Raw genomic sequence first — 26,804 nt, forward strand, 5'->3', positions numbered from 1 at the left:
GTTTTTAGTGCGAACCGTTCGCGTACTGCGATCCGCATCGAAATCCGGCGGTGCTGAACCCCGTATTGAGGCCGCCCCGCCGGTCTAGCCCCTATGGCGGCTTGTCCGCTTGCCGTACGATCATTTTCGGGTCGTACGACCTGTGCCTGCTAGGGGACCTCAGAACAGAGGTAGGTGCGCCATGGATCTCGCACTGAGCAAAGTCATCGAGCTGCGCGAAAGCGGCTTCCAGTTCCTCCACCTCCGGGACGAGGACGGACAGCTCGACCGCATCATGGCGTTCAAGCAGCGCAGAGGGTTCATCGACTCGATCCTGTTCTGGTCGGAGACCGAGGCGCGCGCCGGCAGGCTGCCCGCCGTGCGGGACAGCCAGCGGGCCGCCCAGGCGGTGTGGATTTACGAGGGGCCGCTGGTCGAGGCCGTCGACCGGTTGCTCGACCTGCCGGAGCCCGGTTCGCGCAACGCGCCGACGTTGATGAAGCGGACGGCGTCGGACCTCGCGGTCGTGACCACGCTGCCGTTCAAGCTGAAGCTGCCGCCGGGCGCCATCGCCTAGCCATCCCCCGTTAACGTCACCCGCCGCACACACAATGCGGCGGGTATCGGCGTTACGGTCACTGTCCGTAATTTTAGTGGCTATTCGAAGAAGTTTCGCCGGCGCTCACCGCGCCCGCCAACAATGAATATTCACCCTCGGCGCGGTGCCACCAAACCTGATTCGTAGGCGAGCACGACGAGTTGCGCGCGGTCCCTCGCGCCCACTTTGGTCATGACCCGGCTGACGTGGGTGCGCGACGTGGCCGGGCTGATCACCAAGTGCTCGGCGATCTCCTCGTTCGACAGGCCGGCGGCCACGAGCGCCAGCACCTCGCGTTCCCGGGCGGTCAGCTCGCGCAGCGCGCCGGGCTCCGGCCGCCGGTGCTCCGGTCGGCTCGCGAATTCTTCGATCAACTTCCGGGTGACACTCGGTGCGAGGAGCGCTTCACCCTCCGCGACCACCCGGAGGGCGTGCAGCAGCTCCACCGGCTCGGTGTCCTTGAGCAGGAAGCCGGACGCGCCGGCGCGCAGCGCCTCGAACACGTACTCGTCCACGTCGAAGGTGGTGAGGATGAGGACCTTCACGCCCGGCAGCTCGGCGCAGACGCGCCGGGTGGCGACCAGGCCGTCCACGCCGGGCATCCGGACGTCCATCACCACGACGTCCGGCCGGTGCTCGTGCGCCTGCCGGACGGCCTCCTCGCCGTCACCGGCCTCGCCGACGACCTCGAACCCGTCCTCGGTGTCCAGCAGCAGTCGGAACCCCGCGCGCACCAGCGCCTGGTCGTCGGCCAGCACCACCCTGATCACCACGAACCCCCTGCGGTAGGACTGCCCTGACGGTGAAGCCGTGCGCCGACGGCCCGGCTTCCAACGTGCCGCCGAGCGCTTCGAGGCGTTCCGCCATGCCCCGGAGGCCGGCGCCCGCGCCCTGCGGCTGGTGCTCGGCGCCCCCGCCGTCGTCGGTGACGGTGAGGACCAGGGCGTCGTCGGCGCGCTCGAACGAGATGACGATCTCGGACGCGTCCGGCGCGTACCGCACCGCGTTGGTGAGGGCTTCCTGCACGACCCGGTAGGCGGCGGCGTCGACCGGCGCGGGCAACGCGCCCGGCGTGCCGACGACCCTGGCCGTCGGCACCGGTCGGACCAGCTCGTCCAACCGGGCGAGGCCGGGCGCCGGGGTGGCGCCCTCGCCGGTGCGCAGGACGCCGAGGGTGGCCCGCAGGTCGTCCAGCGCGTGGCCGCTGGCCCGCTTGATCGCCCGGAGCGCCTTGACTGCCTCTTCGGGGCGGCGGTCGGCGACGTGCGCGGCCACCCCGGCCTGGACGTTGATCATGGCGAGGCTGTGCGCGACGACGTCGTGCACCTCACGCGCGATCCGCAGCCGTTCTTCCTCCACCTGGCGGCTGCGCTGCTCGGCGATGCGGGTGCGGCGCAGGGAGAGCACGGCGATGGCGGGCGCCGCGATCAGCGGGCCCCAGTGGCCGGTGAGGTAGTAGAGCCACGTGGAGGCGCCGGTCAGCGCGATGACGGCCACGGGGAAGCGCCTGCGCCAGGCGAGCGGCGCGAACGTCGCCGCGAACCAGAGCCACGCCAACCAGGCCACGGGGTGACGGTACGGGAGGCGGGTCGGCGGTGGCGTCGGTCGACGGGCGGCCCGGGGCCGTACGTCAGCCGACGTAGTCGTCGGGGCCGGACTCCACCGGAGGGGGTGAACTATTCCACTCGGCGGGAGTAGCGAGCTTGATCCGGAGGGGCCGGTTGCGAAACTTTCCGGCCCATGAACCTCAGGAAGACCATCGCGGGTGCCGCGGTCACCCTCGGCGGCACGGCCGTCATGCTCGGCCTGGGCGGCACCGCTCAGGCCGTCGACGCGGGCGCGCACACCACGCCCAGCGTGGACAGCGAGCTGGGCAAGCTCGCCAACATCGCCGACGTCGTCCGCGTGGACACCGCCCACCCGGCCGGCCCGGTCGTCCTGGGCGACGGCAGCGGCCCCGGCAACGTGGTCGGGGACGCCCCCCTGGACCTGCGCCTGGCCCTCGGCTCCACCCCGCGCGACTGACCCCACCAGGTCCGCCCGCACACCTCGAGCCGGAACGGTCCCGGCCCCCTCCCCCTCGGGCCGGGGCCGTTCCAACCTCCCGCCCGCCGCAGGGTCGAGCAGGTCGCCTGCCAGGCAGTTCCCCGCCCGAACCTCACCGCCCGAGCACTACCGGCCGAACGTCACCGGCCAAGCGGGTCACCAGCCGCACGCCACCGCCCGAGCACACCGCCCGAGCGCGTCACCGGCCGAGCATCGCTGACCGAGCAGGTCACCGCCCGAGCGGCACCGGCCGAGCGGGTCACCGCCCGAGCGGCACCGCCGAGCGGCACCAGCCGAGCGGATCACTGCCCGAGCAGGTCCCCCGCCTGGCCGTCTGGGCGCCATCGGCCGGACCTCACCGGCCGAGCGGGTCACCGACCGACCGGATCACCGAGCGGAGCACCGACCGGAGCGTCACCGGCCGACGGCGTAGCCCTGGGCGCCGCGCGGGTTGGCGGCGGCGCGCAGGAGGCCGTCCCGGGAGTCCCGGGCCACGGCCGACATCCGACCCAGCGCCCACGGGCCCGCGTCCACGACGGCGTGGCCGCGGTCGCGGAGTTCGGCCAGCGCGGCCTCGCCGACGCGGGACTCGACCACGACCTCGTCGGGCGTCCAGGTCCGCGGGTAGAAGGAGCTGGGGAACGCGTTGGTGTGCCACATCGGCGAGTCGATGGCCTCCTGCAGGTTCATCCCGCCGACGGTGTGCGCGAGCCAGAACCCGAGCTGCCACTGGTCCTGCTGGTCGCCGCCCGGTGTGCCGAAGGCCATCGCGGGCAGGCCGTCGTGCAGGGCCAGGCTCGGGGACAGGGTGATCCGGGGGCGCTTGCCGGGGGCCAGGGAGTTCGGCAGCCCCTCGTCCAGCCAGAACATCTGGGCGCGGCTGCCGAGGCAGAAGCCCAGGGACGGGATGGTCGGCGAGGACTGCAGCCAACCGCCCGACGGGGTGGCCGACACGATGTTGCCCCAGCGGTCGACGACGTCGACGTGGACCGTGTCACCCTTGACCGTGCCCGCTCGCGACACGGTTGGCTCGCCGAGCGCCCCGCCGCTGTCTCTTTGGCTGGCAACGCGCGGACCGCGCGAAATGTGCCCGGGGAGCCGTGCATCCACTCGCCCAGGTGATCCGGGTCGCAGATCGAGTGAAGCATGATCACCGACGAGTTGCCGGCGTTCGGCCGCGTACTCCCTCGAAAGAAGTAGATCGAGCGGCACGTCGCCGCTGTCCCCGTACCAGGCCTCACGGTCGGCGAACGCCAGTTTCGCGCACTCCACCGCCAGGTGCACGGTCTCCGCCGTCGGCACCCCGCCCACGTAGCCCAGCCGGTCGGCGAAGCCCTCCAGCAGCAGCAACTGCTGCAGCAGCACGGGTCCCTGCGTCCACGCCCCCGGCTTCACGACGCTCCACGACCCGAAGTCCACCGAGACGGCGTCCTCGTACCCCGCCTCCCACGTCGCCATGTCCTCACCGGTCAGCACGCCGGCGTGGTCGCCACCCGAGTCGTCCCGGTGCGCGATCCGGGAGAACTCGTCCACCTGCGCCGCGACGAACCCCTGCGACCACGCCCGCCGCGCCGCCTCGATCTGCGCGTCGCGGTCGGACCCGGCGGCCTCGGCGGCGGCCAGCAGCCACTCCCACGTGTCGGCCAGCTTGGGGTTGCGGAACCGCTCCCCCGCGACCGGCGGCCTCCCGCCGGGCAGCCACAGCGCCGCCGACGACGTCCAGTGGTCCTTGAACAGGTCGGCCACCGTCGAGATGGTGAACGCCGAGCGCTCCAGCAGCGGGAAGCCGTCGCGGGCGTAGCCGATCGCGTAGCCGAGCACTTCGCGCAGCGTCTTGGTGCCGTAGTCGCGCAGCAGGGTGAGCCAGCCGTCCCAGGCGCCGGGCACGGTGGCGGCGAGCAGGCCGCTGCCGGGGATCAGGTCCAGGCCCAGCGACCGGTAGTGGTCGGTGGTGGCGCCGGCGGGGGCCACGCCCTGGCCGCACAGCACGCGGGGCGCGGTCTCGCCGGCGGCGGCGAAGACCACGGGGACCTCGCCGCCGGGTCCGTTGAGGTGCGGTTCCACCACTTGCAGCACGAAGCCTGCGGTGACGGCGGCGTCGAAGGCGTTGCCGCCGTCCTCCAGGACGGCCATGCCCGCGCTGGAGGCGAGCCAGTGCGTCGACGCGACCATGCCGTGCGTGCCGACTAGTTCAGGGCGGGTGGTGAACACTGCGACAACCTACGTCGCACCACCCGTTTTTGTTACCCCCGCTAACGAGATAGTGTCCTGAAGATCCGCTGAACCCGACGTCCGCTCACCTGGCCTGGTCGGGAACGCGCAGGTCACGCCCGATGCCGTGGAGGACGAGCCCGGCTCGTGCCAGCGCGTCGGGGTCGAGGTGGTTGCGGGTGTCCACCACGGTCGAGCCGGCCATCGCCGACGCGACCAGCGACCAGTCCAGCGCGCGGAACTGGGGCCAGTCGGTCAGCAGCACGACCGCGTCGGCGTCGCGCACCGCCTGGTACGGCGAGTCGACCACGGTCATGCCGACGAGCGGCCGGCTGACCTCCGGGTCGTGCGCCACGAGTTCGGCGCCCTCGAACGCCAGCAGTTCCGCGACCGCCAGCGCGGGCGAGTCGCGCAGGTCGTTGGTGCCCGCCTTGAACGCGAGCCCGAGCACGCCGATGCGCGCGCCGGCCAGTGCGCCGACGGCCGCGCGCACCTTGCCCACCACCCGCCGCTGCTGCCGCGCGTTGGTCTCGATGGTGGCCCTGACCAGCGAGAAGTCGACTCCGACGGCGTCGGCGATGCGGACCATGGCGTGGGTGTCCTTGGGCAGGCACGACCCGCCCCAGCCGGGTCCGGGCCGGAGGAACGACTGGCCGATGCGCTTGTCGTAGCCCATGCCCTCGGTGACGGAGGTGACGTCGGCGCCGACGAGTTCGCACAGCTCGGCGACCGCGTTGACGTAGGACAGCTTCATCGCCAGGAAGCAGTTGGCGGCGTACTTGACCATCTCGGCGCTGGCGGCGTCCATGAGCACGGTGGGCGCGCCGAGCCTGGTGAACAGGGCTCCGACGCGTTCGGCGGCCTGCGGCGAGTCGGAGCCGACGACGATCCGGTCGGGGTGCAGGAAGTCGCGGACGGCGCTGCCCTCGCGCAGGAACTCGGGGTTGGAGACGACGGCGACGTCCTCGCGGCCGAGCAGCGCCGCGACCCGGACCGACGTGCCGACCGGGACGGTGGACTTGCACACGACGACCGCGCCGTACGGGAGGACGTCGCGGATCTCCCGGGCGACCGCTTCGACCGCGCCGAGGTCGGCCGCGCCGCCCGCGCCCATGGGTGTCGGCAGGCACAGGAACACGACTTCGGCGTCGGTGACGGCGTCGCGCGCGCCTTCCACGAACCGGAGCCTGCCCGCCGCCTGGCCGGCCGCGACCAGGTCGGCGAGGTCGGGTTCGAGGATGTCGACCTGCCCGGCGCGCAGCCGGGCGACTTTCAGCGCGTCCACGTCCGCGCACACGACCCGGTGTCCGAGGGAGGCGAGGCACGCCCCCGTCGTCAGGCCCACGTAACCCGTTCCCACGACCGCGATCCGCCGGACGAACATGCCGTGACGGTCCCACCCGGAGTTGGCCGTGGGTCAAACACCAGGCGTATGCGGAGAGTGAGGTGGGTAGTCCCCTGGGTGTACGGGGAAACACCCCTCGCGGCGGACGCGGTTTCGTCCGCACGAAGGCAAGGTCTTGGGTATGGAACTCGTCCTCTTCTTGCTGCTCTTCGTGGGGTTGGCGGCGCTGGCGGCCGTGCCGTTGGTCGCAATGCTGCACTTCTCCGCGCGCCGGGGGCTGAACGACCGTTAACCTCCTGTCCCCAGGACAGGAGGATGTATGGAGATCTCGGGTACCGCGGCGATCGTCACCGGCGGCGCGTCCGGCCTTGGTCACGCGACGGCGCGCGCGTTGGCGGCGCGCGGCGCGGCGGTGTTCGCGCTGGACCTCTCGATCGACGGCGCCCCCGAGGTGGAGGGCGTGACCTACCTGGCGGCGGACGTGACCTCGGAGGACGACGTCCAGGCCGCTGTCGATGCGGCTGCCGGTTCGGGGTCGCCGCTGCGGGTCGTGGTGAACTGCGCGGGGATCGGTCCGTCGACGCGGACGGTCGGCAAGTCCGGCCCGCACCCCCTCGACCTGTACCGGAAGGTCATCGACGTCAACCTGGTGGGCACGTTCAACGTGCTGCGGCTGGCGGCGGCGGCGATGGGCACGACCGAGCCGCTGGAGCACGGGCAGCGCGGCGTGGTGATCAACACGGCGTCGATCGCGGCGTACGACGGGCAGATCGGGCAGGTGGCCTACGCGTCGTCGAAGGCGGCGGTGGTCGGGATGACGCTGCCGGCGGCGCGCGACCTGTCGTCGGTGGGCGTGCGGGTGATGACGATCGCGCCGGGCATCGTGGACACGCCGATGCTGGCGACCGTGTCGGACGAGTTCCGGGCGGGCCTGGCGGCCGGCGTCCCCTTCCCGAAGCGGCTGGCGCTGCCGGAGGAGTACGCGCGGCTGGCCGTGGCGATCGTGGAGCACGACTACCTGAACGGCGAGGTCATCCGCATGGACGGCGCCCTCAGGATGGCGCCGCGGTAACGGCTGCCCGCAGAACCACCCGCGAAGCGGCGGCCAATGTCACAGAGTCACAGATCTCCGGCGAACGGCAGGTCGTCCATGGCGTCCGACGTCATCCACAGCCGCAGGGTGTGGGTGGCGCGGACGTCGTCCTCGTTGTACTCCAGCAGCCGGCGGCGCTGGGCGGGGTCGGCCGGTCGGCCGTCCAGGCCGACGGCGTCGCGGTACCAGCGCATCGAGTTCTCGCCGCCCGCCTCGGGGTCGCGCCAGCGGAAGCCGGCGACCGGGGCGATGGTCTTCAGGCCCTTGCCGTGGGCGCACAGGAACTGCTCCTGCACGATGCCGAACAGGTCGACCCACGAGTCGGACGAGATGAACTCGCGCACCTGGGCCGCGGTGGGGATGCCGGGCTGCCCCTTGAACCGCTCGGCGGACCCGAGCAGCCAGCGGTTCTCGGCGAGCTCGTTGTAGCAGTACGCCTTGAACGACAGGCCGCGGGCGCGGGCGCGCAGGCGGACGCCGGTGAGCCAGCCCCAGAACTCGGCGAACGACCGGGCCTCGTCGGCGCACGGCAGGGGGTCCCAGGTGGCGAACGCGCGGTAGCCGTGCTCCTCGCCGACGTCCTGCCCGGACAGCCAGCAGCCCCACATGTAGGCGCCGAGGTCGCCGAAGCTCTCCATGTCGACGTCGACCTCGACGTCGGCGCGCGGCACGTCCATCCGGGAGACCCGGCGGACCACGGTGAGGTCGCGCAGCCAGGCGCGGGCGAGGACGACCGCGTCCGCGTGCAGCATGCCGACCAGGGGGACGACCTGCTCGGCCGGGTCGAGGGCGGCGAGCTGGTCGACCGTGTGGACGCCGACCTTGCGCAGCGCCGCGGCGTCCTCGCCGCGCACGACGAGGCTGACGTCGCGCTCGGCCTTGAGGTCGGTCTCGCACACCGGCCACCACGGGCAGCTGCGGCACTCGACGATGCGGGAGGGGCGGGCCAGCGGGTCGGCGCCGGTGGCGGCGGCCGCGGCCACGGCCAGCCGGTCGGAGAACCGGTTGTCGTACTCGGCGAGCGCGTGCCTGCCGCCGGGCCAGGTCGGCGCTTCCAGGTCGTGCCACACGACGACGTCGGCGTCCATGCCGATCACGCCGCCGGTGGCGCGGCCGTGCGCGGCGAAGCCGGACGCCTGGAGCTGCCGCTGGGCGTGCGCGAGCCGGAGCTGGTCGCGCGGTTGCGGGCGGACCTTGCGCAGCGGGTCGACCCGCGCGCCGCCGGGCAGCGGGTGGGACAGCGGCGACGTGCGGGCGCCCTGGCCGGGGTCGCTGACCTTGTGCCGGACCACGAGCACCGGCACGTACCCGGTCTTCTCCTTGACCAGCAGGTCGATGCCGCCGCGCCGGCCGCCGAGCGGGTCGCGCGGCAGGGCGGCGCCCCAGATGTACGGGATGCCCGCCTGCATGGCGGCGGCGGTGACGCGCTCGCGGTCGGCCGACGGGACGTCCTGCGGCACCTCCATCAGGTCGGACCCGACGATCCGGCCGAGGGCGGCGGCGACCGCGCGGCGGTGCTTGTTGGCGTCGTCCCGCCGCTGCAGGCCGGTGGGGTCGGGCGGCGGTTTGGGCACGTCGCGCATGGTCGGATCGTGTTCGAGGTGCACCCGCCGCCGGCAACGAGTGACCACGCCGGCGTCGAGCTGCACCTGGGAAGTCACGCGTGCAGCGTAGGACGCCGGGCGGCCGGTCGTGCCGGCAACCTCGTGGAGTCGAGTCGATCTTTTTCCGGAACGGCTCTAGGGTTCGGGTGAGGAGGTGCCGCCGTGGCGCGTGCGAAGGGCAAGGGGTTCACCCCCGGCCGGGCGAAGAACCTCGTCGGCTTGGCCAAGGTGCTGGCGCCGGCGTTGATCCCGGTGGTGGCGCCGGTCGCGGCCAGGGCCGCCGCGCTGCTGGGCGACCGCTACGACCGCTACCGCGCCTCGCGGCTCGGCGTGCCGGTCGACCAGCTGACCCTGTACTCGGGTCGGGGCGCGGGCCTGCACGCCCGGATCGTGGGGGTCGGCGAGGCGCTGCGGCAGGTGGGCGACACCGAGCCGTCGTACGTCGAGGACACCGAGAGGCGCCTGTCGCAGCTGCTGGCGGCGGTGCGGGCGTCGGAGCGGATGCCGGCGGCCCGGCGCCGGGCCGCGCACCGGGCGGTGGCGGCCGACCTGGACGCGGTGGAGGCGGCCCTGCTCAAACGCCTCGGCGTGTGAGCCGTTCGACCGCCCGGTAGGCGGTCTCCTCGGGGTCGTGCCGCGCGGTGACCCCGCGCGCCACCTCGGCGACCCGTTCCTCGCGCCGGACCAGCGGGTCGCTGCGCAGGTCGCGGGCCAGCGAGGCGCACAGCCCGACCATGACCACCGCGAACGGCAGCGCGGCGATGACCGTCAGGTTCTGCAGCCCGGTGAGCCCGCGGGAGCCGCCGACCAGCAGCATCACCGCCGCGACCAGCCCGGTGAGCACGCCCCAGAACACCACCACGCCCTTGGCGGGCCGGATCGAGCCGCGCTGGGACAGGGTGCCCATGACCACCGACGCGGCGTCCGCGCCGGACACGAAGAAGATCGCCACCAGCACCACGACCAGCACCCCGGCGACGGCGGCCAGCGGGAACCGGTCGAGCAGCGCGAACAGCTGCCCCTCGGCGGAGGCCGTGCCGGCGAGGTCCGCGCCGGACCGCTGGGCGGAGATCGCGGTGCCGCCGAACACGCAGAACCAGGCCAGGCTGACCAGGCCGGGCACGCCGATCACGCCCGCCACGAACTGCCGGATCGTCCGGCCGCGGCTGATGCGGGCGATGAACGTGCCGACGAACGGCGTCCACGAGATCCACCACGCCCAGTAGAAGATCGTCCAGCCGGACAGCCACGCCTCGGTCGCGTCGCCGCCGGACGCGGCGGTGCGGCCCGCCATGTCCGCCAGGTCGCGGAAGTAGTCGCCGATGGCGGTGGGCACGAGGTTCAGCACGAACACCGTCGGCCCGACCACGAACACGAACGCCGCCAGCACCACGGCCAGCACCATGTTGGTGTTCGACAGCCACTGGACGCCCTTGGCGACGCCGGACACGGCCGACACGACGAACGCCGCGGTCAGCACGGCGATCACGCCGACGACGACCCCGTTGCCGACCTCGCCGAGCCACCCGGCGACCTCCAGGCCGCTGCCGATCTGCAGCGCGCCGAGCCCGAGCGAGGTGGCCGAGCCGAACAGCGTCGCGAAGATGGCCAGCACGTCGATGACCCGGCCGGCCGGACCGGCGGCGCGGCGGCGTCCGAGCAGGGGTTCGAACGCCGCGCTGATCAGCTGGCTGCGGCCGCGGCGGAAGCTGCCGTAGGCGATGGCCAGGCCGACGACCGCGTAGATCGCCCACGGGTGCAGCGTCCAGTGGAAGAGGGTGGTGGCCATCGCGGTCTGCAGCGCCTCGTCGGTGCCGCCCTCGACGGTGCCGGGCGGCGGTGCGACGAAGTGCGACAGCGGCTCGTTCACCCCGTAGAACATCAACCCGATGCCCATGCCGGCGCTGAACATCATCGCGACCCACGAGATCGTGCGGAACTCCGGCGCCTCGTCGTCGCGGCCGAGCGGGACGCGGCCGTACCGGCTCGCCGCCAACCACAGGGCGAACAGCACGAACCCCGACGCGCTGAGCACGAACGCCCAGCCCAGGTTGCCGATGACCCAGTCCAGGGCGGTGCGGGAGGAGGCGGCGAGGGACGCCGTGCCGAACGCTCCCCAGGCCACGAACCCGAGCGTGACGGCGGCGGCCACGCCGAACACCACGCGGTCCGTGCGCCCCGGCCGGTCGGCTTCCGGCGCGCCGGGCAGGGGCTCTTCGACGGGTTCGCCCTGGGTCGTCACGAGTAACCCTTACCCCCATCCGGAGTAGAGCGAAATCATACTTCGCCCCCGGCACTGACGCCGGCGAGCCGCGACCTCCTACTCTTTGGTGCTGTGACCAGTCGGCCTGCCCCGACCCGCCTCGCGCGGGCCGCGCTGTTGGCCGTCACCTCGGCGGCGCTCAGCGTCGCGGCGCACGGCGCGGCGGGCGGTTCGATCACCGAGTTCGCGCCCGCGCTGCCGTTGACGCTGCTCGTCGCGTTCGCGGGCACGGCGGTCGCCGAGCGCGGCCGGCGACCGTGGACGACCCTGGCCACGCTGGGTGTCGCGCAGGTCGGGCAGCACGCGCTGCTCAACCTCGGCCACCACACCGCCGACGGTCCCGGCCTCGGGTTCGACCCGACCGCGATGACCGCCGCGCACGTGGTCGCCGCGCTGCTCACCGGCCTGCTGCTGGCCAGGGCCGACGCCGCGCTGCACGCGCTGGTCGGCGTGGTCACCCGCCTGGCGCCGCCGCCGCTCACGCCCGTGACGCCCGTCGGCGCGCTGTGGGTGCTCACGCCCGCGCCGTCGGCGGACACGCCGGTCGACGTGCTGCTGCGGCGGGTGCACGGCCGCCGCGGACCCCCTCGCCCCTGATCACCCGAGTCCCCGAACACACCTCTGGTCTCAGGAGTCACGACTTCATGTCGACATATGGATTTGGCGCGCGCACGCTCGCCAGGGGCGGGGCCGTGCTGGCCACCGCCGCCGTCCTCGCGCTGGGCACCGCCGGCCCGGCCTCCGCCCACGTCACCGCGTCCACGCCGAAGGACGCCGTGCAGGGCGGGTACACCAAGGTCACGTTCCGCGTGCCCAACGAGCGGCCCGACGCGGGCACGGTGAAGCTGGAGGTGACCCTGCCCGCCGAGTACCCGCTGGCGTCGGTCAGCACCAAGCCGACGCCGGGCTGGAAGGTCGAGGCGGTCAAGGAGAAGCTGGCCACCCCGGTCAAGAGCCACGGCCGCGAGGTCACCGAGGCGATCCGCACGGTCACCTGGACCGCCGACCCCGGCACCCGGATCGAGCCCGGCCAGTTCAACGAGTTCGACCTGTCCGTCGGACCGCTGCCGGACAACACCGACAAGCTGATCATGGCCACCAAGCAGACCTACGACAGCGGCGAGGTCGTCGACTGGAACGCGCCGCCGCCCGCCGAGGGCGCGGACGAGCCGGAGCGCCCCGCGCCCGTGCTGAACCTGGTGCCGAAGACCGGCGGCGACGGGCACGAGGCCGCCACCGCCACGGCGGTCGCCGACGCCGACCACGACGCGGCCGCGGCTCCCGCGACCGACAGCACCGCCCGCTGGCTCGGCGGCATCGGCCTGGCGGTCGGCGCGCTCGGCCTCGGGTTGGGTGCGGGCGCCGTGCTGCGGTCCCGCCGCGCGGGCAAGCCGACGGCATGAGGCGCGTCGTCTCGCTGCTGCTGACCGGCCTGGTCGCGGGCGCGGTCGTGCTCGGCACGGCCACACCGGCGCTCGCGCACAACGTGCTGGTCAGCAGCGATCCGAAGGACGGGTCGCAGCTGGAGGCCGGACCGGCGGCGATCACGCTGACCTTCGACCAGCCGGTGCAGGCCGGGGAGAAGTTCAACACGATCACCGTCACCGGCCCCGAGGGCACGCGCTGGGAAGCGGGCGGTGAGCCGACCGTCAAGAACAACAGCGTCGTCTTCCAGGTCCGCCCGCTCGGCCCGGCCGCCGAGTACGCGGTCGGCTACCGGGTCCTGTCGGCGGACGGGCACCCGGTGACGGGTTCGCTCAAGTTCACCCTCACCAAGGCGGGCAGCGGCACGCCCGCCCCGGCGGCCGAGGTGGCCGAGTCCGACCCGGCGGCGCCGGGCGGCAGCGGCGGCGTGCCCATCTGGGTGTGGATCGCCGGCGCGGCCGTGCTGCTGGCCGGTGGCGCGTTCCTCGCGCTGCGCGGCGGCGCGGGCGGCGCGGGCGGCGCGGGCGCCAAGGAGAACACCGGGCGATGACCGTGAACCGGACCACCACCACCTCGAACAGGTACTGGGTCGTCGGCGGCCTGCTGGCGGGCGGCGCCCTCGGCGTGTTCCTGGGCCTGGGCCTGTCCACCACACCGGAAGCGGTGGGCGTGGCCGAGCCGGGGGTGGTGGTCCGGTTCCTGCACCCGCTGGTGCGGACCCTGCTCGACCTGGCCGCGACGATCGTCGTCGGCCTCTCGCTGCTGCCCAAGCTGCTCGGCTTCACCCGGCCCGCCCTCACCGAGCCGGTGCTGCGCGTCGCCCGGCCGGCCGCCGTGGTCGCCGCCGCCGTGTGGGCGTTCACCGCGCTGCTGTCGATCGTGATCCGCGCCTACGAGACGCGCCCGGACGCCGAGCTGACCATGCCGATGGTCGTCGACTACGTGCAGCGCGTCGGCGCCGGGCAGGGGTTGCTGTTCAGCGCCGCGTGCGCGCTGGTGTACCTGTGGATCGGCGTCCTCGCGGTGCGCCGCGGCGAGACCGTGCCCGCCGAGCTGCGCATCCTGATCTCGATGTTCGGCCTGCTGCCGCTGCCGGTGACCGGGCACGCGTCGAACTGGAAGTACCACGACTACTCGATGATCTCGATGGAGCTGCACGTCCTCGGCGCGACGGCGTGGACCGGCGGGCTGGCGGCCCTGGTGGTCCTGGTCGCGCACCGGCGCGGGCTGCTGGCCGAGGCGCTGCCGAAGTTCTCCAAGCTCGCCACCGCGGCGCTGGTCCTGGTGTCGGTGACGGGGCTGTTCAACGGGGTGCTCGAACTCGCGCTGAACCCGGTCGTGGGGCTGCCCGGCTCGCTGTTCACCACCTCGTACGGCCTGGTCCTGGTCGGCAAGGTCGTCTGCGCCGGGCTGCTGGCCGCGCTGGGCGCGAACATCCGGTGGCGGTTCCTGCCGCACGTCGCGCAGCACAAGGCGACCGCGATCGTCGGCTGGGCGGCGGTCGAGCTGGCCATCATGGGCATCGCGTTCGGCCTGGCGGTCGTGCTGTCCCGCGCGCCGGTCGCCTGACCGCGCGGCGCGGGAGGTGATCGTCGGCGAGTGGTCCGTCCGGTGCGACGAGCTGCGCCGAACGCCCTAGTCGGTGACCAGTCGCGCGGAAGGGTCCTGGCGGAGCCTGGTCAGCTCGGCCACGGTGTCCTGACCACGCCGTTCGAGCTCCTTGGCGTCGATCCAGCCGTTGGCGAAGCACCGGTAGTCCTGGGCCAGCTTCACCAGCTCGGCCAGGTAGTCCGCCGAGCGGCGGCGGCGCTGCTCGTCGAACGCCGCCAGCAGCGGCAGCTGGGTGTCGACCACCCGGTCCAGCACGTGGGCGGCCCGCAGGGCGCGCCTGGCGCGCCGACGCCTCAGAACCGGCAGATTCCCGACCACGCCCACCTCGCCGCCCAGTCGCCCATCCCGTCGATGCCTGAGTCGTCCGCCGAGCGGCGAGCGTTACCGGTTCGTTCCCCCACGACCCCGCGCTCAGCGGTAAGGGGTCCAGTGGGTCGCGGTGTCGCCTTCGCGCAACGCCCGCAGCCGGCGGCGCAGCTCGTCGCGCACACCGGGGTGGCTGCGCATGATCGGCAGCACGCTCGTGGTCAGCTTCAGCTCCCTGACCTCCCGCAGCACCGGGAACCCGGCCCACCGGGTGACGTCGAAGCCGTACTCGGCGGCCAGCTGCGAGTACCACCGGGCGGGGTGGCCGAAGCGGGCGACGCCGACCGGCAGCGTGCTCAGGTCCCACTCCCGGGGCCCGACGCTGGTGGAGTCGAAGTCGCAGATCACCGGGCCGTCCGGGCTGGGGATCAGGTTGCCCAGGTGCGCGTCGCCGTGCAGCACGCCGGGCGGCAGCACGGTCCGCAGCCCCGCCAGCCGGTGGTCGGCCTCGGCGCACCGGTCCTCCAGGAACCGGCGGTCCGGCGCGGACAGCTCCTCGGCGTCCGCGATGCGCCGGCGCACGTCGTCCAGCGGCGCCCAGCGCGGCAGCTCGAAGTCCGGCGCGGGCAGCCCGTGCACCTGCCGCAGCACCCGGCCCAGGTCGCGGCCGTCGACCGGCCGGCCGCCGGAGGGCACCGTGTGCCACACGGTGGCCAGGTGGTCGCCCACGACCAGCGGCTGGGGCACGTCCTCCACCAACCGCACCGCGGGCACGTCGTGCGCGGCCAGCCACCGCGCGACGTCGACCACCTTCCGCGCCCGGTGCCGCAGGTTCATCGACCCGACGATCCGCACCACGACCCGGTCCGCGGGCAGGTCGAACACGGCGTTGCTGGTGAACTTCACGAGCCGCGCGCCGCGGTGCGCCAACCCCAGCTCGACGCACAACCGCTCCAGCACGGCGGTCAACGCGGCCGGGGTGAACCTGCCGTCCAGGACCCCGACTCCCCGCAACGTCAGGCCGCGCTGTCGTTGCCGGTGAACTTGGCCAGGCGTTCGGCCAGCTCGCGGGCGTCCGGGTTGTTGCGGCGCTTCTCGGCTTCCTTCTGCAGCGGCTTCATCCGGTCCTTGGTGCGCACCGACTTCAGGCCCTCGGACAGGTCGATCGCCTGGCGGCCGAGGCGGGCGCCGTGGTCGATGTCGCCGTCCAGCAGGTGGTTGATCGACAGCGAGGTCAGGTTGAACGACCGGCTGCGGCTCATCTCGTCGCCGTAGCCGCCGATGGCCTTGGTCAGCGCGGGCACGGCGGTGCGGGTGTACTTCGCGTCGACCGTCTGCGCCAGCTCGGTGTGCACCGTGCCGATCATCGCCGACAGGTCGTTGGAGTCGAAGAACTTCGCCCACGCGGGCGCCTCGGCGATGTTGGCGCGGGCGAACTCGTCGCGCGCCCGGCCGAGCAGCTTGAGCGCCTGGTCGTCGGAACCCATCTTCGCGTAGGCCCACGCCTCGTTGGCGCACAGGATGCCGACCGCCAGCTCCGAACCGGAGTTCTGCGCGGCCAGCTGGCCCAGCTGGAACACCTTCAGCGCGTCGTCCGGCGCGTCCTGGTGCAGGTACACGCGGCCCATCCGGTACAGGATGTTGGCCACCAGCTCTTCCTTGCGGCCCTGCTTCGCGAGCCCGAGCGCCTGGCCGAAGTGGTTGCGGGCCGAGTCGTACAGGCCGGTGTCGAACGAGGTCCAGCCGGCCAGGTTGTGCAGGTCGGCGAGCGCGACGTAGAGGCGTTCCTTGACCAGGTCGGTGGCGTTGGCGCCGAGCATCTGCTGCCCCCACGACAGCTGTGCCACGACCGCGTCGCGGCAGGAGCCGCCGCCGTACTGGTAGTCGAGCGTGCGCAACGCCCTGGTGGCCGCCTCGACCTGGCGGACGTCGGTCATGCCGATCCGGCCTGGGGCCGGAGTCTGCGCGGGCGACGAAGCCCAAGACCCGGAGTCCGTACCGAACACGGCCGCGCCGACGGTGATGGCGGCGGCGTGCGCGAGGAACTTCCTTCGCTTCACCGACTCGTCCTCCTCAGAATGGGGTGACTCCGCCGTGGCGGCCACCCGCACTGCCGTGGCCTCGTCGTAAGCGAGACCCATGTACCCCCTTGGGACACCCAAGCCGGCGGCGATCCGCGCGAGGACGTCGTAGGCCATGACCTGGCGTCCCTTGAGGATTTCCGAGACTTCGGACTGCGACTGGCCCGTGAGCGCCGCGATCTGGCGTTGCGAGACGCCGTGCCGTCGGAGCAGGCGGTAGACCGCGCTGATCTCCCGTCTGGCCAGAGCGTCACGCATCTCCTGCTGGTCCCAGACGTCTGGTGTAACAGGAGAACTCGGCGAACCGATGGTGTTCAATTGCGCCCCCTCACAGTCCTTTGGGCGTCAACGGCAGAGTAGGGGCACTCCCCCGACTGCGAGAAGTACCGATCGGCGAGGCTGATCGGCCCTGCCGAACTCCGCTGACCGCTTACCGTGGAACGACCACCGGCCAGCGCTGCGACGTCCCGATCCGGGTTGAATCATCGCAATCTGGGGTCCGGTAAGCGAGTGAGCACGGAGAGGACACGGCAGTGGACCTGATCGAGCGGGCGGTGACGACCACCACGGGTGGCTCGGCGGCGCGTGCGGTCACCACGGCCCCCTCCCCGGCAACCCTGGCAGTCCGGGAGTCGACCGACCTCGGCTCCGGATGGCGCGGCACGACCGGCAAGCGTCGCTGGTGGCGGATCCGCTGCAGCGACGTGGTCGACCGGGAGCGCTGCCTCACCGTGCTGGTGGACCGGGGCCGCGTGGTCCTGGTCGGCCCGCCCGGCGAGACCGCGGTCCTCTCGGCCGACCAGCTCGTACAGCTCAGGGCCGCGCTACGCGAAGCCGCCGAGCAGGCGGAAAGGTGACGGTGACGTTTCGGTGGACGAGATCCTCGGACAAGTTCTTCGCAACGCGGTGTGGGAGAGGTTGGACCTGCTCACGGAGCTGGCCAACGAGGCCGACGCCCCGTCCCTGCTCTCGGTGGCGCGTTCCGAGCTCCCCCGGCTGACCGAGGGGTGGCGGGCCCTGCTCGCCGCGCACGAACCGGACGAGAAGGGCAACTGCCCCGAGTGCTCCGGTCGGTGGCGGCAGCAGAAGAGCCCCTGCTCGGTGTGGCGCGCCGCGTACGAGCACCTGGTCGCGGGCGGTTTGGCCCCGCGCCCGGCTCGACACCTCCGATCGGCGCCGGTGACGCCTCCTGTCACCCGGTCGCGCCGGGGAATGGTTCGAGCCCACTAACGGGCGGTCCCGACCTGTCGTTCCCCCGACGCGACCAGGTCGAGCACCCGCCTACTGGCCGGCGGTCCGGGACGTGCGAACCCCCGACCGCGACGATCGGATCGCCGGCCAGCTAGCACCACGGCTACAGCCAGCACCACAACTACACAGACATCCGCGGGCCGGTGTTGTGCACACCTTCCCTCCCCGACCGACATCGGTCCGCGGGCACCAACCCGGCCCCGGGTGTCCGCCCCTCCCGCGCGGACACCCGGGGCCGTTTCAGCGGTGCGTGCCGGTGCGCCAGGTCAGGTAGCCGGTCAGCCCGGGGAACAGCCGCCCGGCCACCTCGAACGCCTTGAGCTGCCACGGGAACACCACCTCGTCCCGCTCCCGCTCGACCGCGACCGCGATGCGCGCCGCCACGTCGTCCGGCGTCACGGTGGGGATGACCCTGGCCAGCGCCGGTATCCGCTCCTCCGCGCCGGGGTTGTTGACGAAGTACCGGCTGCTCACCTTGCCGGGCACGACCTCGCTCACCCCGACGCCGGTGCCGCGCAGGTCCAGCCGCAGCGCCGCGGTCAGCCCGCGCAGCGCGTAGCGGGCCGCCGCGTACCCGGTCGCGCCGGGGATCGGCAGCCGGGACACCGGCGAGTTGACGTTGACCACCCGGCCGGAGCCGCGGGCCCGCATGCCGGGCAGGAACTCCCTGGTCAGGTGCAGGGCGGCGGTGAACGGCAGGGCGATCATCCCGGCCAGCTCGGGCGCCGGGGTGTCGTCCAGGAACAGCCAGCGGCCGACGCCCGCGTTGTTGACCAGCACGTCCGGCACGCCGACCTCGGCGACCACCCGTGCGGCGAGCGCGTGCACCTGGTCGACGTCCGCGAGGTCGGCGGGCACGGCGAGCGCGCGCCCACCGGTCGCCGTGATCCGCTCGACGTGCTCGGCCAGCGCTTCGGCGCCGCGGGCCACGAGCACGACGACCGCGCCGCGGGCCGCGAGCGCCCGCGCCGTCGCCGCGCCGATGCCCTGCGACGCGCCGGTCACCACGACCACCTTCCCCGCCAACCTCACCCGGTCTCCCCTCACGTCACCGATCGGACCCTGGTCACCAGCGCCGCCGCGCACAGCGTGGCGGTCGCGGACACCGCGAACAGACCCCGGTACCCGCCGAGCGACGCCAGCACGAACGTCGTCAGCAGCGGCGCGACCACCTGGGGCAGCGAGTTGGCGACGTTGAGCACGCCGAGGTCCTTGGCGCGGTCCGACGCGGCGGGCAGGACCTGGGTCAACAGGGCCAGCGCGACCGCCCAGTACCCGCCGAAGCCGACGCCGAGCAGCGGCGCCGCGACCAGCGCCGCGGGCCAGGTCGGCCAGGCGACGAGGAGCAGCGCGGCGGCGGCCATCACGGCGGCCGACAGCAGCACGTACGGCTTGCGCCGGCCGGTCCGGTCGGAGCGGGCGCCGACGGCGAACGCGCCGATCGCCAGCGCCACGCCGTAGAGCAGCATCAGCACCAGCAGGCCGTCCTCGGGTGACGGGTGCCCGACCACGTCGCCGAGGAAGTACAGCAGGTAGAGCGTGCCGAACGCGTTGCCCAGGTTGATCGTGAAGTGGGTGGCCCAGGCCCAGGCGAAGTCCGGGTGCCTGCGGGGCGACACCCACAGCTCGCGCCACCGCAGCGCGGGGCGGGCGGCGGGCGGCAGCCGGGTGTCCGGGGTGGTCAGCACGAACGCGAGGGCGCCGACCACGACCAGCGCCGCGCACGCCAGGTAACCCGCGCGCAGGCCGCTGACCAGCACCGTCACCACGACCGCGCCGAGCACGGTGCCGAGCATCTGGGAGATCCCGACCAGCCCGCCGACCGTGGCCCGCTGCCGGACGGGCACCCGGTCGGGCACGGCGGAGGTGAGGCTCGCGAGCATCCCGTTCAGCCCTGCCTGCACCAGGCACCACCCGAGCACCATCACGCCGACGGAGGACGCGGACGACAGCACCGCGAGCCCGGCCGCGCCGACCAGGGCGCCGGCCAGCGTCCACGGGTGGCGGCGGCCGAACCGGGAGGTGGTGCGGTCCGAGGACAGCCCGATCAGCGGGTTCGCCACCAGCGCCACCACCGCGCCGATGCCCGTGACCAGTCCGAACACCGCTTCCTTGCCGGCCGCGTCGAGCAGTTCGGCCTGCTGCGGCAGCAGCACCTGGATGGGCGCGTAGACGGCGAGCCACAGGCCGAGGTTGGCCAGGAACAGCCACGTCATCCAGGACCGGCGGACGGGGACGACCGGTTCGGCCAGCGCCTCCGCGGTCACCGCCTGATCCGATCGCGGTACCACTCGTAGGAGGCGCGCGGTGTGCGTTCCTGCGTCGCGTAGTCGACGTGGACCAGGCCGAACCGCTGCGAGTAGCCCGAGTCCCACTCGAAGTTGTCCATCAGGGACCACACGAAGTACCCGCGCACGTCGGCCTTCAGGGCCTCCTCGATGTGCCGGTCGAGGTAGTCGATCCGCTCGGTGTCCCGCAGCGAGTGCGGGTAGCTGCACCCGCTCTCCGTCACGTACACCGGGGGCAGGTCGGGGTGGCGGTCCCGCAGCAGGGAGATCATCTCGGACAGGCCGGACGGCACGACCGGCCAGCCGAAGCCGGTCTTGGGGTGCTCGTCGATGTCCACGAGCTCGAACGGCAGCGGGTTCCCCTCGGACGGGAGCCGCAGCCGGGTGGGGTTGTAGTAGTTCACACCGTAGAAGTCGAGCGGGGCCGAGGTGATCGCCAGGTCGCCGTCCACGATCGGCAAGCGGTCGGCCAGCGAGTCCGGGTAGCGCCCGGCCAGCTGCGCGTCGGCGTAGAGCCAGTTGTGCAGGTCCGAGTACGCCGCGGCGGCCGGACCGTCGTCCGGGCCGGCGGGCCACGCGGGCGTGTGGTTGTTGGCCGTGCCCACGGCGCGCGCCCCGGCCGCGCGCAGCGCCTGCACCGCGAGCCCGTGGGCGAGGTTGAGGTGGTGCGCGGTCGGCAGCGCGTCGTACAGCAGCGCGCGCCCCGGCGCGTGCTGCCCGGTGGCGTACCCGAGCAGGGTCACCATGGCGGGCTCGTTGATCGGGATCCACAGCGCGACCCGGTCGGCCAGCCGGGCGGCGACCTCGGCGGCGTGGTCGGCGAACCGGTGGGCGGTGTCCCTGGCGAGCCAGCCGCCGCCCTCCTCCACGGTCAGCGGCGTGTCCCAGTGGTACAGCGTGACGACGGGCGCGATGCCGGACTCCAGCAGCTCGTCCACCAGCCGGTCGTAGAACACCAGGTCGCCCGCGAGGACCCGGGGCCAGGACACCGAGAACCGGTAGGCGCCGACGCCGAGGGAGCGCATCAGCGCGACGTCGTCCCGGTAGCGGCGGTAGTGGTCGCACGCCACGGAGGCGTCGTGCCCCTCGAACGCCGGGAACGCGTCCCACACGGACGGTCGCCTGCCGGCGGCGGTGAAGGAGCCCTCGACCTGGAAGGCCGAGGTCGACACACCCCAGAGGAAGTCGGCGCCCAGGACGTCGTCGGAAGAGGTCACGCGAGCCTCCAGAACATGAAAGTGATTCGGATCGTAGGCGTGTTGCACCGCGAAGTGAAGTGGAGACGCCCATCACCGGGCACTATGGAGTCCCGCCATCCACCCAGCAGGAGTCACCGTGACCAGTACGACCCCACTGCGCCGGCAGCCGGTGCAGCAGCGCAGTGCCAAGCGCGTCGAGCGGATGCTCGAAGCCTGCGCACAGCTCATCGAGGCGGTCGGCTACGACGGAGTCACAACGACGTTGATCGCCGAGCGGGCGGGCGTCGCGGTCGGCTCGCTGTACCAGTTCTTCCCGGACAAGCGGGCCGTCGTGCAGGCGTTGACCCTGCGCAACCTGGAGAAGTTCATCCAGACCGTGGACGGCCGGTTCACGTCGACCACCCTGGAGCACTGGTGGGACGCCGTGGACTCGATCTTCGACGTGTACGTCACCATGCACCGCGAGGTGCCCGCGTTCTCCAAGCTGCACTTCGGCGACGTGGTCGACCTGCGCCTGCTGGACGACCGGCGCGACAACAACACGGTCATCTCCGACCGCATCGCGGAGATGATCTCGACCAAGTTCGACATCCCGTTCGACGAGCTGCAGCTGCCGATCTCGATCGCGGTCGAGGCGGCGGACGGCGTGCTGAACCTGGCGTTCCGCCGCGACCCGGCGGGCGACCAGCGCATCCTGGACGAGGCCAAGGCGCTGGTCCGCGGCTACCTGTCGACCAGGCTGCCGAACTAGCGGCCGGCCGGGTCGGGGTCAGCCGGGCCGAGGTCAGCCGAACGAGTGACCCTCGCCCCGGTAGGTGGGCACGGTCCGCTCCACCACGTCCCCCCGGACGACGTGGTAGTGGGTGAACCGCTCGGCCGGCTCGCCCGCCTTGGCGTGCCGCAGCCACACGCGGTCGCCGAGGCGCAGCGGGTCGGCGGCCCGGCCCACCACCGGGGTCTGCACCTCGCCCGCGCCCTCCAGCGGCAGCAGCTTCAACCCGGTCGGCAGGTACGGGGTCGGCTGCCGGTCGGCGGTCGCGGTGCCCGAGGCGATGTAGCCGCCGGAGAACAGCGTGGCCACGTGCCGCTTCGGCCGGCGCACCACGGGCAGCGCGAACAGCACCGCGGGCCTGGGCCGGAAGCCGCGGTAGCCGTCGAACAGGGTCGGCCCGATCAGCCCGGAGCCGGCCGCCAGCTCGGTGACCGACGGGTCGGCCCCGGTGACCTCCAGGCTGCCCGTGCCGCCGCCGTTGACGAACTCCAGGTCGGCGACCCCGCGCACGGCGGACACCGCGGCCGCGCGGCGCTCGACCAGTTCGGCGGCGGAGCGGCGCTGCATCCAGCGCAGCAGCGCGCCGCGCACCGGCCGGCCGGGCGGCTGGTCGCCCAGACCCGCGATCTGGCCCTCGTACGCCATCACGCCGACCAGCCGGAACCCCGGCCGGCGCGCGATGGCCTCGGCCAGGGCGCGCGCTTCCCGCGCCGTGTGCACGGGGGAACGCCGCGGGCCGACGTGCAGGCCGGGCGCCGGGCGCCACGACACGTCCAGCTCCAGGCACACCCGGATCTCCGGGTGGTCGGGCCCGAGCGCGGCGCGGACCAGGTCGAGGTGCGCGGTCGAGTCGACCACGACCGTGATCCGGGACCGCGCCAGGTCGTCGGCGGCGAGCCGCTTGAGCGCGGCGCGGTCCACCGTCGGGTACGCGACCAGCAGGTCCTCGGCGAGGTCCACCGAGGACAGCCACAGCGCCTCGGCCAGCGAGTAGCACATGACGCCCGCGAAGCCGGGCCGGGCGAGCACCCGTTCCAGCAGCGCGCGGACCCGGACGGACTTGCTCGCCACCCGGATCGGCCGGCCGCCCGCGCGGCGCACGAGGTCGTCCGCGTTGCTGTCGAAGGCGTCCAGGTCGACGATCGCGAACGGCGGGTCGTGCTCCTTCGTCGCGGCGTCCAGGCGCGTGCGGGGTGGCATGGCCTCACGGTACTTGAAAGGTGAATAGCTTTCACCTACGGTTCGTGGAACGCGTCACACCGGAGGTGGGCATGGGGACCCCGTGGACCAACTGGGCGCGGACGGAGTCCGCGAACCCGCACCGCGTCGAGCACCCGGCGAGCGTCGACGAACTCGCCGCCGCGGTCGCGGGAGCGTCCACCGTCCGCCCGCGCGGCAGCGGCCACTCGTTCACCGGCATCGCGGTCGCGCCCGGCGTGGCCATCGACCTCGACGCGTGGACCGGGGTGGTCGACGTGTCCGGCACGCTCGTCACGGTCCGCTCCGGCACGACGTTGCGGCAGCTCAACGCCCTGCTCGACGTCCTCGGGCTGGCCCTGGCGAACCTCGGCGACATCGACGCGCAGACCGTGGCGGGCGCCATCTCCACCGGCACGCACGGCACCGGCGCGAAGCTCGGCGGCCTGGCCACCCAGGTGGCCGCGCTGGAACTCGTGCGAGCCGACGGGTCGCTGGTCCGGTGCTCGGCCGAGGAGCGGCCCGAGCTGTTCCACGCGGCCGGGGTCGGGCTCGGCGCGCTGGGCGTGATCAGCACCGTCACCCTGCGGTGCGTGCCCGCGTTCGTGCTGCACGCGCGCGAGTCCCCCGGCCGGCTGGACGCGGTGCTGGAGGAGTTCGACCACCTCACCGCGGTGGAGGACCACGTGGAGTTCCACTGGTTCCCGCACTCCGACCGGGTGATCGTGAAGCGGAACAACCGGGTGGACCTGCCCGCCAAGCCCCTGTCGCGGGCGCGCCGGTTCTACGAGTACGAGGTGGTGGAGAACGGCGCGTTCGGGCTGGTGTGCCGGCTGGCGAAGGCCGTGCCCGCCACCACCAGGACGTTGAACCGGGTGTGCGGTTCGCTGATCTCGGAGCGCGACTACCGGGACGCGTCGCACCGCGTCTTCGTCACGCCCCGGCGGGTGCGGTTCGTGGAGTCCGAGTACGCGGTGCCGCGGGAGGCGCTGCACGACGTGCTGCGGGAGCTGCGGGCGGCCGTCGACCGGCTGGACCACGGCGTCATCGTGCCGGTCGAGGTGCGGGTGGCGCAGGGCGACGACCTCTGGCTGTCCACCGCGCACGGCCGCGACACCGCGTACATCGCCGTGCACCAGTACCTGGGGATGCCGTACCGGCGGTACTTCGACGCGTTCGAGCGGATCGCGGGCGCGGTCGGCGGACGCCCGCACTGGGGCAAGGTGCACAGCCTGGCCGCCGACGACCTGCGCGGCCTCTACCCCCGCTTCGACGACTTCCGCCGGGTCCGGGCCGAGGTCGACCCGACCGGCAAGTTCGGCAACGACTACCTGGCGCGCGTGCTCGGCTGACCTGCCGGATCGCCACCCGGTCCGGGCAGCGCGCTCAGAAGGCGTCGGCGATCGGCGTGCCGCCGCTGACCAGTTCGTAGGTCCGCCGGGCGGTGCCGGGGCGGTCCAGCAGGGCCACCACGACCGCCGCCACGTCGGCCCGCGGCACGGAGCCGCGCAGCGGCGCCTCGGCCAGCTCCACCAGGCCGGTCGGCTCGTCGTCGGTCAGCCGACCGGGCCGCAGGATCGTCCAGTCCAGGTCACGCGCCCTCAGGTCGTCCTCGGCCGCGCCCTTGGCCGCCAGGTACGCGTCGAACACCTCGTCACCGGTCGTGCGACCGATGCCGCCGGTGCTGATCTGGACGAACCGCCGCACCCCCGCCAGCTCGGCGGCCTGCGCGAACAGCGCCGCCGCGGCCCGGTCCACGGTGTCCTTGCGCGCCACCCCGCTGCCGGGCCCGGCGCCCGCGGCGAAGAGGGCCGCGTCCGCTCCGTTCAGGAAGTCCGCGACCGAAGCGACGTCGGTCGCCTCCAGGTCGCAGTGGACGGGTACCCCGCCCACGTCCAGCACGTCGGCGTGGTGGTCGGGGTTGCGCACCAGCGCCGTGGCGCCGTCACCCCTCGCGGCCAGCAGCCGCCCCACCCGCAACGCGATCTTGCCGTGCCCACCCGCGATCACTACCCGCATGGTCCGACCGTAGGTCAGGACGCGGTCGCCAGCACCCGCTCGTAGACCAGTTCGTTCACCCAGCGGGTGGTCGCGGTGTCCTCGACCGGCACCGTCTCGTTGCGGCCGGCGACGTCCGTGCTCAGCTGCAGCTCCTCGTCGGCCAGCAGCACCGAGACGCCGTAGCGGCGCACCCGCGGCAGGCAGTTGGCGAGGTAGTCGTGGGTGAACACGACCGAGTCGGGCAGCACGGCGGCGGCGTTGCCGAAGCGGGCGAACGGCACCGCGGACGCCAGCGCGGTCCGCCAGTGGCGGGCGACCGCCAGCACGCCGACGATCCGCACCGCGGTGGGCGGCACCCGGCCGTCCATCTCCGGCCACACCCAGGTGGACACCGTGGTGCGGTCCGTCTCGGGACCGGCGCCCAGGCACAGCCGCTCGGCGTGCGCGTCGGCCATCAGCTCGGCGACCACGATCACCTTGCGACCCATGAGGACCATCTCGGGCAGCACCACGCCGTGCCAACCGAGGCGGACAGCCGCCGCGGCAGCCAGCTCCTCGACGGAACCGGGCAGTTCGGGAACCGGAACCGCGGTCGTCGGCAACGCCCTGGCGTCGTCGGTGTCCGCGATCCGTGCTGGTGTGCTGCTCACGCCAGGGCCTCCTCGGGAACCACGGCGGGCTGTCCGCCGCGTTTCGACTCGTGCTCTGGGTAAGGCGTACCAGGTGGGAACGGTCGCACCCCCAGGTCACCGGGCGTCCTGCGATCGACGGCGTCGAGCGGTCGGTAACCGGTCGCGGACCGCGCGGGGAAGTTCGGTCCGGCGGTGCTGCCGTCTGGGTGACCCACCGGTGCTCCCGGCCCGCCGATGATGCTCAGCGTGTGCCTCCCCCGCCTGGGAAGGACCCCAAACCACACACAAGGCGACACCGCCGACCGCATCGCCGACCGCTCGCCGCGTGAAATCGACCGACCGACCCAACCACGTGACGGCCGTCACGCCGAGTGGAAACGCCATCCGGCCGCGCGCGCGGCGTTCCGGCGCTTTCCGCGAAAGCGCGAATTCCGCCGACTCCGGAAACGGGAACCCGACCGACCGCCCGCGATCGACCGATGACGAAGCGTGACGGTGCTCACGGTGCCGGTGGGGGTGATCGGCCGAGCGGCGCCTGCGCGACCCCGAAGCGGAGTAACGCTAATCACACATCGCACATCCACGCCCGAAGGCCCTGGAACGGCCCTGGCCGCGACACCGGCGACCACCTCACGAACGGCCCAACCCCGCCGGTCCCGGCGGTGCGCCGAACGAGTGATCTCGCAAGATCATCCAGGCCGGTCGGAAAAGGGCCGGAAACAGCAACGAGGCCCCGCGATTGCGGGGCCTCGCATCTTGCTGGTGGGCGAGGGGGGAGTTGAACCCCCACGTCCTTTCGGACACACGGACCTGAACCGTGCGCGTCTGCCATTCCGCCACTCGCCCGGAGCGACGTGGAGAACACTAGCACGGTCCCCGTCCGAGTTACCAATTGCCCCGTG

General features: G+C 73.1%; 27 protein-coding genes and 1 tRNA gene. 12 read left to right on the top strand and 16 right to left on the bottom strand.

Annotated features, from left to right (window positions below; all coding sequences use genetic code 11):
* The first annotated feature begins 181 nt into the window (after positions 1-181).
* A complete protein-coding gene (locus AB0F89_RS07045; protein ID WP_367133759.1) occupies positions 182-556 on the top strand; it encodes a hypothetical protein in 375 nt (124 codons plus the stop codon).
* Positions 557-687: 131 nt separating this feature from the next.
* On the opposite strand, the gene AB0F89_RS07050 is transcribed toward AB0F89_RS07045, so the two are convergent.
* Both AB0F89_RS07050 and AB0F89_RS07055 read right to left on the bottom strand, forming a co-directional pair.
* The gene (locus AB0F89_RS07050) at positions 688-1,347 is read right to left on the bottom strand and encodes a response regulator (RefSeq protein ID WP_367133761.1); all 660 of its coding nucleotides are present in this window, start codon (positions 1,345-1,347) and stop codon (positions 688-690) included.
* Positions 1,244-2,143, bottom strand: a complete 900-nt coding sequence (locus AB0F89_RS07055) for a sensor histidine kinase (protein WP_367133763.1) — start codon at positions 2,141-2,143, stop codon at positions 1,244-1,246. The genes AB0F89_RS07050 and AB0F89_RS07055 overlap by 104 nt, the downstream gene beginning before the upstream one ends.
* A gap of 174 nt (positions 2,144-2,317) precedes the next feature.
* Here AB0F89_RS07055 and AB0F89_RS07060 point away from each other — a divergent pair, with 174 nt between their 5' ends.
* Positions 2,318-2,602, top strand: coding sequence for a hypothetical protein (locus AB0F89_RS07060; protein WP_367133765.1), 285 nt, complete (start codon positions 2,318-2,320; stop codon positions 2,600-2,602).
* Between the two features lie 435 nt (positions 2,603-3,037).
* On the opposite strand, the gene AB0F89_RS07065 is transcribed toward AB0F89_RS07060, so the two are convergent.
* Both AB0F89_RS07065 and AB0F89_RS07070 read right to left on the bottom strand, forming a co-directional pair.
* Entirely contained in the window at positions 3,038-4,834 is a 1,797-nt protein-coding gene (locus AB0F89_RS07065) for a gamma-glutamyltransferase family protein (protein WP_367133767.1), read from the bottom strand.
* An 85-nt stretch (positions 4,835-4,919) separates the two neighbouring features.
* The gene (locus AB0F89_RS07070; RefSeq protein ID WP_367133769.1) at positions 4,920-6,218 is read right to left on the bottom strand and encodes a UDP-glucose/GDP-mannose dehydrogenase family protein; all 1,299 of its coding nucleotides are present in this window, start codon (positions 6,216-6,218) and stop codon (positions 4,920-4,922) included.
* A gap of 280 nt (positions 6,219-6,498) precedes the next feature.
* Here AB0F89_RS07070 and AB0F89_RS07075 point away from each other — a divergent pair, with 280 nt between their 5' ends.
* On the top strand, positions 6,499-7,251 hold the full coding sequence (locus tag AB0F89_RS07075; protein WP_367133771.1) for an SDR family NAD(P)-dependent oxidoreductase: 753 nt from the start codon (positions 6,499-6,501) through the stop codon (positions 7,249-7,251).
* A gap of 47 nt (positions 7,252-7,298) precedes the next feature.
* Here the strand turns inward: AB0F89_RS07075 and AB0F89_RS07080 are convergent, their stop codons facing one another.
* Positions 7,299-8,933: a TM0106 family RecB-like putative nuclease gene (locus tag AB0F89_RS07080; protein WP_367133773.1), complete on the bottom strand. Its 1,635-nt coding sequence runs from the start codon at positions 8,931-8,933 to the stop codon at positions 7,299-7,301.
* A gap of 105 nt (positions 8,934-9,038) precedes the next feature.
* On the opposite strand from AB0F89_RS07080, the gene AB0F89_RS07085 reads away from it, so the two are divergent.
* Positions 9,039-9,470: a DUF6474 family protein gene (locus tag AB0F89_RS07085; RefSeq protein WP_367133775.1), complete on the top strand. Its 432-nt coding sequence runs from the start codon at positions 9,039-9,041 to the stop codon at positions 9,468-9,470.
* Here AB0F89_RS07085 and AB0F89_RS07090 read toward each other — a convergent pair.
* Positions 9,451-11,118: a BCCT family transporter gene (locus AB0F89_RS07090; protein ID WP_367133777.1), complete on the bottom strand. Its 1,668-nt coding sequence runs from the start codon at positions 11,116-11,118 to the stop codon at positions 9,451-9,453. The genes AB0F89_RS07085 and AB0F89_RS07090 overlap by 20 nt on opposite strands.
* 93 nt (positions 11,119-11,211) lie before the next feature.
* Here AB0F89_RS07090 and AB0F89_RS07095 point away from each other — a divergent pair, with 93 nt between their 5' ends.
* From AB0F89_RS07095 to AB0F89_RS07110, 4 genes are read left to right on the top strand one after another with little or no spacing between them, the layout of a single operon-like run.
* Complete coding sequence (locus AB0F89_RS07095) at positions 11,212-11,736, top strand: hypothetical protein (RefSeq protein WP_367133780.1); 525 nt, start codon at positions 11,212-11,214, stop codon at positions 11,734-11,736.
* 47 nt (positions 11,737-11,783) lie between these two features.
* Entirely contained in the window at positions 11,784-12,542 is a 759-nt protein-coding gene (locus AB0F89_RS07100) for a YcnI family protein (RefSeq protein ID WP_367133782.1), read from the top strand.
* Positions 12,539-13,114 (top strand): copper resistance protein CopC, encoded by a 576-nt coding sequence (locus AB0F89_RS07105; protein WP_367133784.1) that lies wholly within the window; start codon positions 12,539-12,541, stop codon positions 13,112-13,114. The genes AB0F89_RS07100 and AB0F89_RS07105 overlap by 4 nt, the downstream gene beginning before the upstream one ends.
* Entirely contained in the window at positions 13,111-14,133 is a 1,023-nt protein-coding gene (locus tag AB0F89_RS07110) for a copper resistance D family protein (protein ID WP_367133786.1), read from the top strand. Before AB0F89_RS07105 ends, AB0F89_RS07110 begins: the two co-directional genes overlap by 4 nt.
* Before the next feature lie 66 nt (positions 14,134-14,199).
* Here the strand turns inward: AB0F89_RS07110 and AB0F89_RS07115 are convergent, their stop codons facing one another.
* The 3 genes from AB0F89_RS07115 to AB0F89_RS07125 all read right to left on the bottom strand — a co-directional run bounded on the left by AB0F89_RS07115 (position 14,200) and on the right by AB0F89_RS07125 (position 16,820).
* The gene (locus tag AB0F89_RS07115; protein WP_367133788.1) at positions 14,200-14,493 is read right to left on the bottom strand and encodes a hypothetical protein; all 294 of its coding nucleotides are present in this window, start codon (positions 14,491-14,493) and stop codon (positions 14,200-14,202) included.
* A 93-nt stretch (positions 14,494-14,586) separates the two neighbouring features.
* Positions 14,587-15,477, bottom strand: coding sequence for an aminoglycoside phosphotransferase family protein (locus AB0F89_RS07120; protein WP_367138743.1), 891 nt, complete (start codon positions 15,475-15,477; stop codon positions 14,587-14,589).
* 20 nt (positions 15,478-15,497) lie between these two features.
* Positions 15,498-16,820 (bottom strand): helix-turn-helix domain-containing protein, encoded by a 1,323-nt coding sequence (locus tag AB0F89_RS07125; protein WP_367138745.1) that lies wholly within the window; start codon positions 16,818-16,820, stop codon positions 15,498-15,500.
* Positions 16,821-17,095: 275 nt separating this feature from the next.
* Between AB0F89_RS07125 and AB0F89_RS07130 the strand changes: the two genes are divergently transcribed.
* Together AB0F89_RS07130 and AB0F89_RS07135 are read left to right on the top strand one after the other, a co-directional pair.
* Positions 17,096-17,419 carry a hypothetical protein gene (locus AB0F89_RS07130; RefSeq protein WP_367133790.1) on the top strand — a complete coding sequence of 108 codons (324 nt, stop codon included), beginning with the start codon at positions 17,096-17,098 and terminating at the stop codon, positions 17,417-17,419.
* 13 nt (positions 17,420-17,432) lie between these two features.
* Positions 17,433-17,792: a hypothetical protein gene (locus AB0F89_RS07135; protein WP_367133792.1), complete on the top strand. Its 360-nt coding sequence runs from the start codon at positions 17,433-17,435 to the stop codon at positions 17,790-17,792.
* A 261-nt stretch (positions 17,793-18,053) separates the two neighbouring features.
* Here the strand turns inward: AB0F89_RS07135 and AB0F89_RS07140 are convergent, their stop codons facing one another.
* From AB0F89_RS07140 to AB0F89_RS07150, 3 genes are read right to left on the bottom strand one after another with little or no spacing between them, the layout of a single operon-like run.
* A complete protein-coding gene (locus AB0F89_RS07140; RefSeq protein ID WP_367133794.1) occupies positions 18,054-18,845 on the bottom strand; it encodes an SDR family NAD(P)-dependent oxidoreductase in 792 nt (263 codons plus the stop codon).
* Positions 18,846-18,856: 11 nt separating this feature from the next.
* Positions 18,857-20,029, bottom strand: coding sequence for an MFS transporter (locus tag AB0F89_RS07145; RefSeq protein WP_367138747.1), 1,173 nt, complete (start codon positions 20,027-20,029; stop codon positions 18,857-18,859).
* Positions 20,030-20,076: 47 nt separating this feature from the next.
* Positions 20,077-21,318, bottom strand: coding sequence for a glycoside hydrolase family 1 protein (locus AB0F89_RS07150; RefSeq protein ID WP_367133796.1), 1,242 nt, complete (start codon positions 21,316-21,318; stop codon positions 20,077-20,079).
* Positions 21,319-21,436: 118 nt separating this feature from the next.
* Between AB0F89_RS07150 and AB0F89_RS07155 the strand changes: the two genes are divergently transcribed.
* Positions 21,437-22,051: a TetR family transcriptional regulator gene (locus tag AB0F89_RS07155; RefSeq protein WP_367133798.1), complete on the top strand. Its 615-nt coding sequence runs from the start codon at positions 21,437-21,439 to the stop codon at positions 22,049-22,051.
* A gap of 33 nt (positions 22,052-22,084) precedes the next feature.
* On the opposite strand, the gene AB0F89_RS07160 is transcribed toward AB0F89_RS07155, so the two are convergent.
* Complete coding sequence (locus tag AB0F89_RS07160) at positions 22,085-23,272, bottom strand: amino acid deaminase/aldolase (RefSeq protein WP_367133800.1); 1,188 nt, start codon at positions 23,270-23,272, stop codon at positions 22,085-22,087.
* Between the two features lie 71 nt (positions 23,273-23,343).
* Here AB0F89_RS07160 and AB0F89_RS07165 point away from each other — a divergent pair, with 71 nt between their 5' ends.
* Positions 23,344-24,621: a D-arabinono-1,4-lactone oxidase gene (locus tag AB0F89_RS07165; protein WP_367133802.1), complete on the top strand. Its 1,278-nt coding sequence runs from the start codon at positions 23,344-23,346 to the stop codon at positions 24,619-24,621.
* A 34-nt stretch (positions 24,622-24,655) separates the two neighbouring features.
* Here AB0F89_RS07165 and AB0F89_RS07170 read toward each other — a convergent pair whose 3' ends face one another.
* The 3 genes from AB0F89_RS07170 to AB0F89_RS07180 form a co-directional block, all read right to left on the bottom strand.
* On the bottom strand, positions 24,656-25,288 hold the full coding sequence (locus AB0F89_RS07170; protein ID WP_367133804.1) for an NAD(P)-binding oxidoreductase: 633 nt from the start codon (positions 25,286-25,288) through the stop codon (positions 24,656-24,658).
* Between the two features lie 14 nt (positions 25,289-25,302).
* The gene (locus tag AB0F89_RS07175) at positions 25,303-25,920 is read right to left on the bottom strand and encodes a hypothetical protein (protein WP_367133806.1); all 618 of its coding nucleotides are present in this window, start codon (positions 25,918-25,920) and stop codon (positions 25,303-25,305) included.
* A 742-nt stretch (positions 25,921-26,662) separates the two neighbouring features.
* A tRNA-Leu gene (locus tag AB0F89_RS07180) sits at positions 26,663-26,748 on the bottom strand.
* Between the last annotated feature and the right edge of the window lie 56 nt (positions 26,749-26,804).

The organism is Saccharothrix sp. HUAS TT1 (assembly GCF_040744945.1).
Taxonomy (GTDB): Bacteria; Actinomycetota; Actinomycetes; order Mycobacteriales; family Pseudonocardiaceae; genus Actinosynnema.

What these genes read in the sequence shown, in the direction of transcription:
- AB0F89_RS07075 (WP_367133771.1), top strand. Translation starts at nt 6,499, where the DNA reads ATGGAGATCTCGGGTACCGCGGCGATCGTCACCGGCGGCGCGTCCGGC.
- AB0F89_RS07060 (WP_367133765.1), top strand. Translation starts at nt 2,318, where the DNA reads ATGAACCTCAGGAAGACCATCGCGGGTGCCGCGGTCACCCTCGGCGGC.
- AB0F89_RS07145 (WP_367138747.1), bottom strand. Translation starts at nt 20,029, where the DNA reads ATGACGTGGCTGTTCCTGGCCAACCTCGGCCTGTGGCTCGCCGTCTAC.
- AB0F89_RS07070 (WP_367133769.1), bottom strand. Translation starts at nt 6,218, where the DNA reads ATGTTCGTCCGGCGGATCGCGGTCGTGGGAACGGGTTACGTGGGCCTG.
- AB0F89_RS07045 (WP_367133759.1), top strand. Translation starts at nt 182, where the DNA reads ATGGATCTCGCACTGAGCAAAGTCATCGAGCTGCGCGAAAGCGGCTTC.
- AB0F89_RS07100 (WP_367133782.1), top strand. Translation starts at nt 11,784, where the DNA reads ATGTCGACATATGGATTTGGCGCGCGCACGCTCGCCAGGGGCGGGGCC.
- AB0F89_RS07165 (WP_367133802.1), top strand. Translation starts at nt 23,344, where the DNA reads ATGGGGACCCCGTGGACCAACTGGGCGCGGACGGAGTCCGCGAACCCG.
- AB0F89_RS07170 (WP_367133804.1), bottom strand. Translation starts at nt 25,288, where the DNA reads ATGCGGGTAGTGATCGCGGGTGGGCACGGCAAGATCGCGTTGCGGGTG.
- AB0F89_RS07105 (WP_367133784.1), top strand. Translation starts at nt 12,539, where the DNA reads ATGAGGCGCGTCGTCTCGCTGCTGCTGACCGGCCTGGTCGCGGGCGCG.
- AB0F89_RS07110 (WP_367133786.1), top strand. Translation starts at nt 13,111, where the DNA reads ATGACCGTGAACCGGACCACCACCACCTCGAACAGGTACTGGGTCGTC.
- AB0F89_RS07160 (WP_367133800.1), bottom strand. Translation starts at nt 23,272, where the DNA reads ATGCCACCCCGCACGCGCCTGGACGCCGCGACGAAGGAGCACGACCCG.
- AB0F89_RS07125 (WP_367138745.1), bottom strand. Translation starts at nt 16,820, where the DNA reads ATGCGTGACGCTCTGGCCAGACGGGAGATCAGCGCGGTCTACCGCCTG.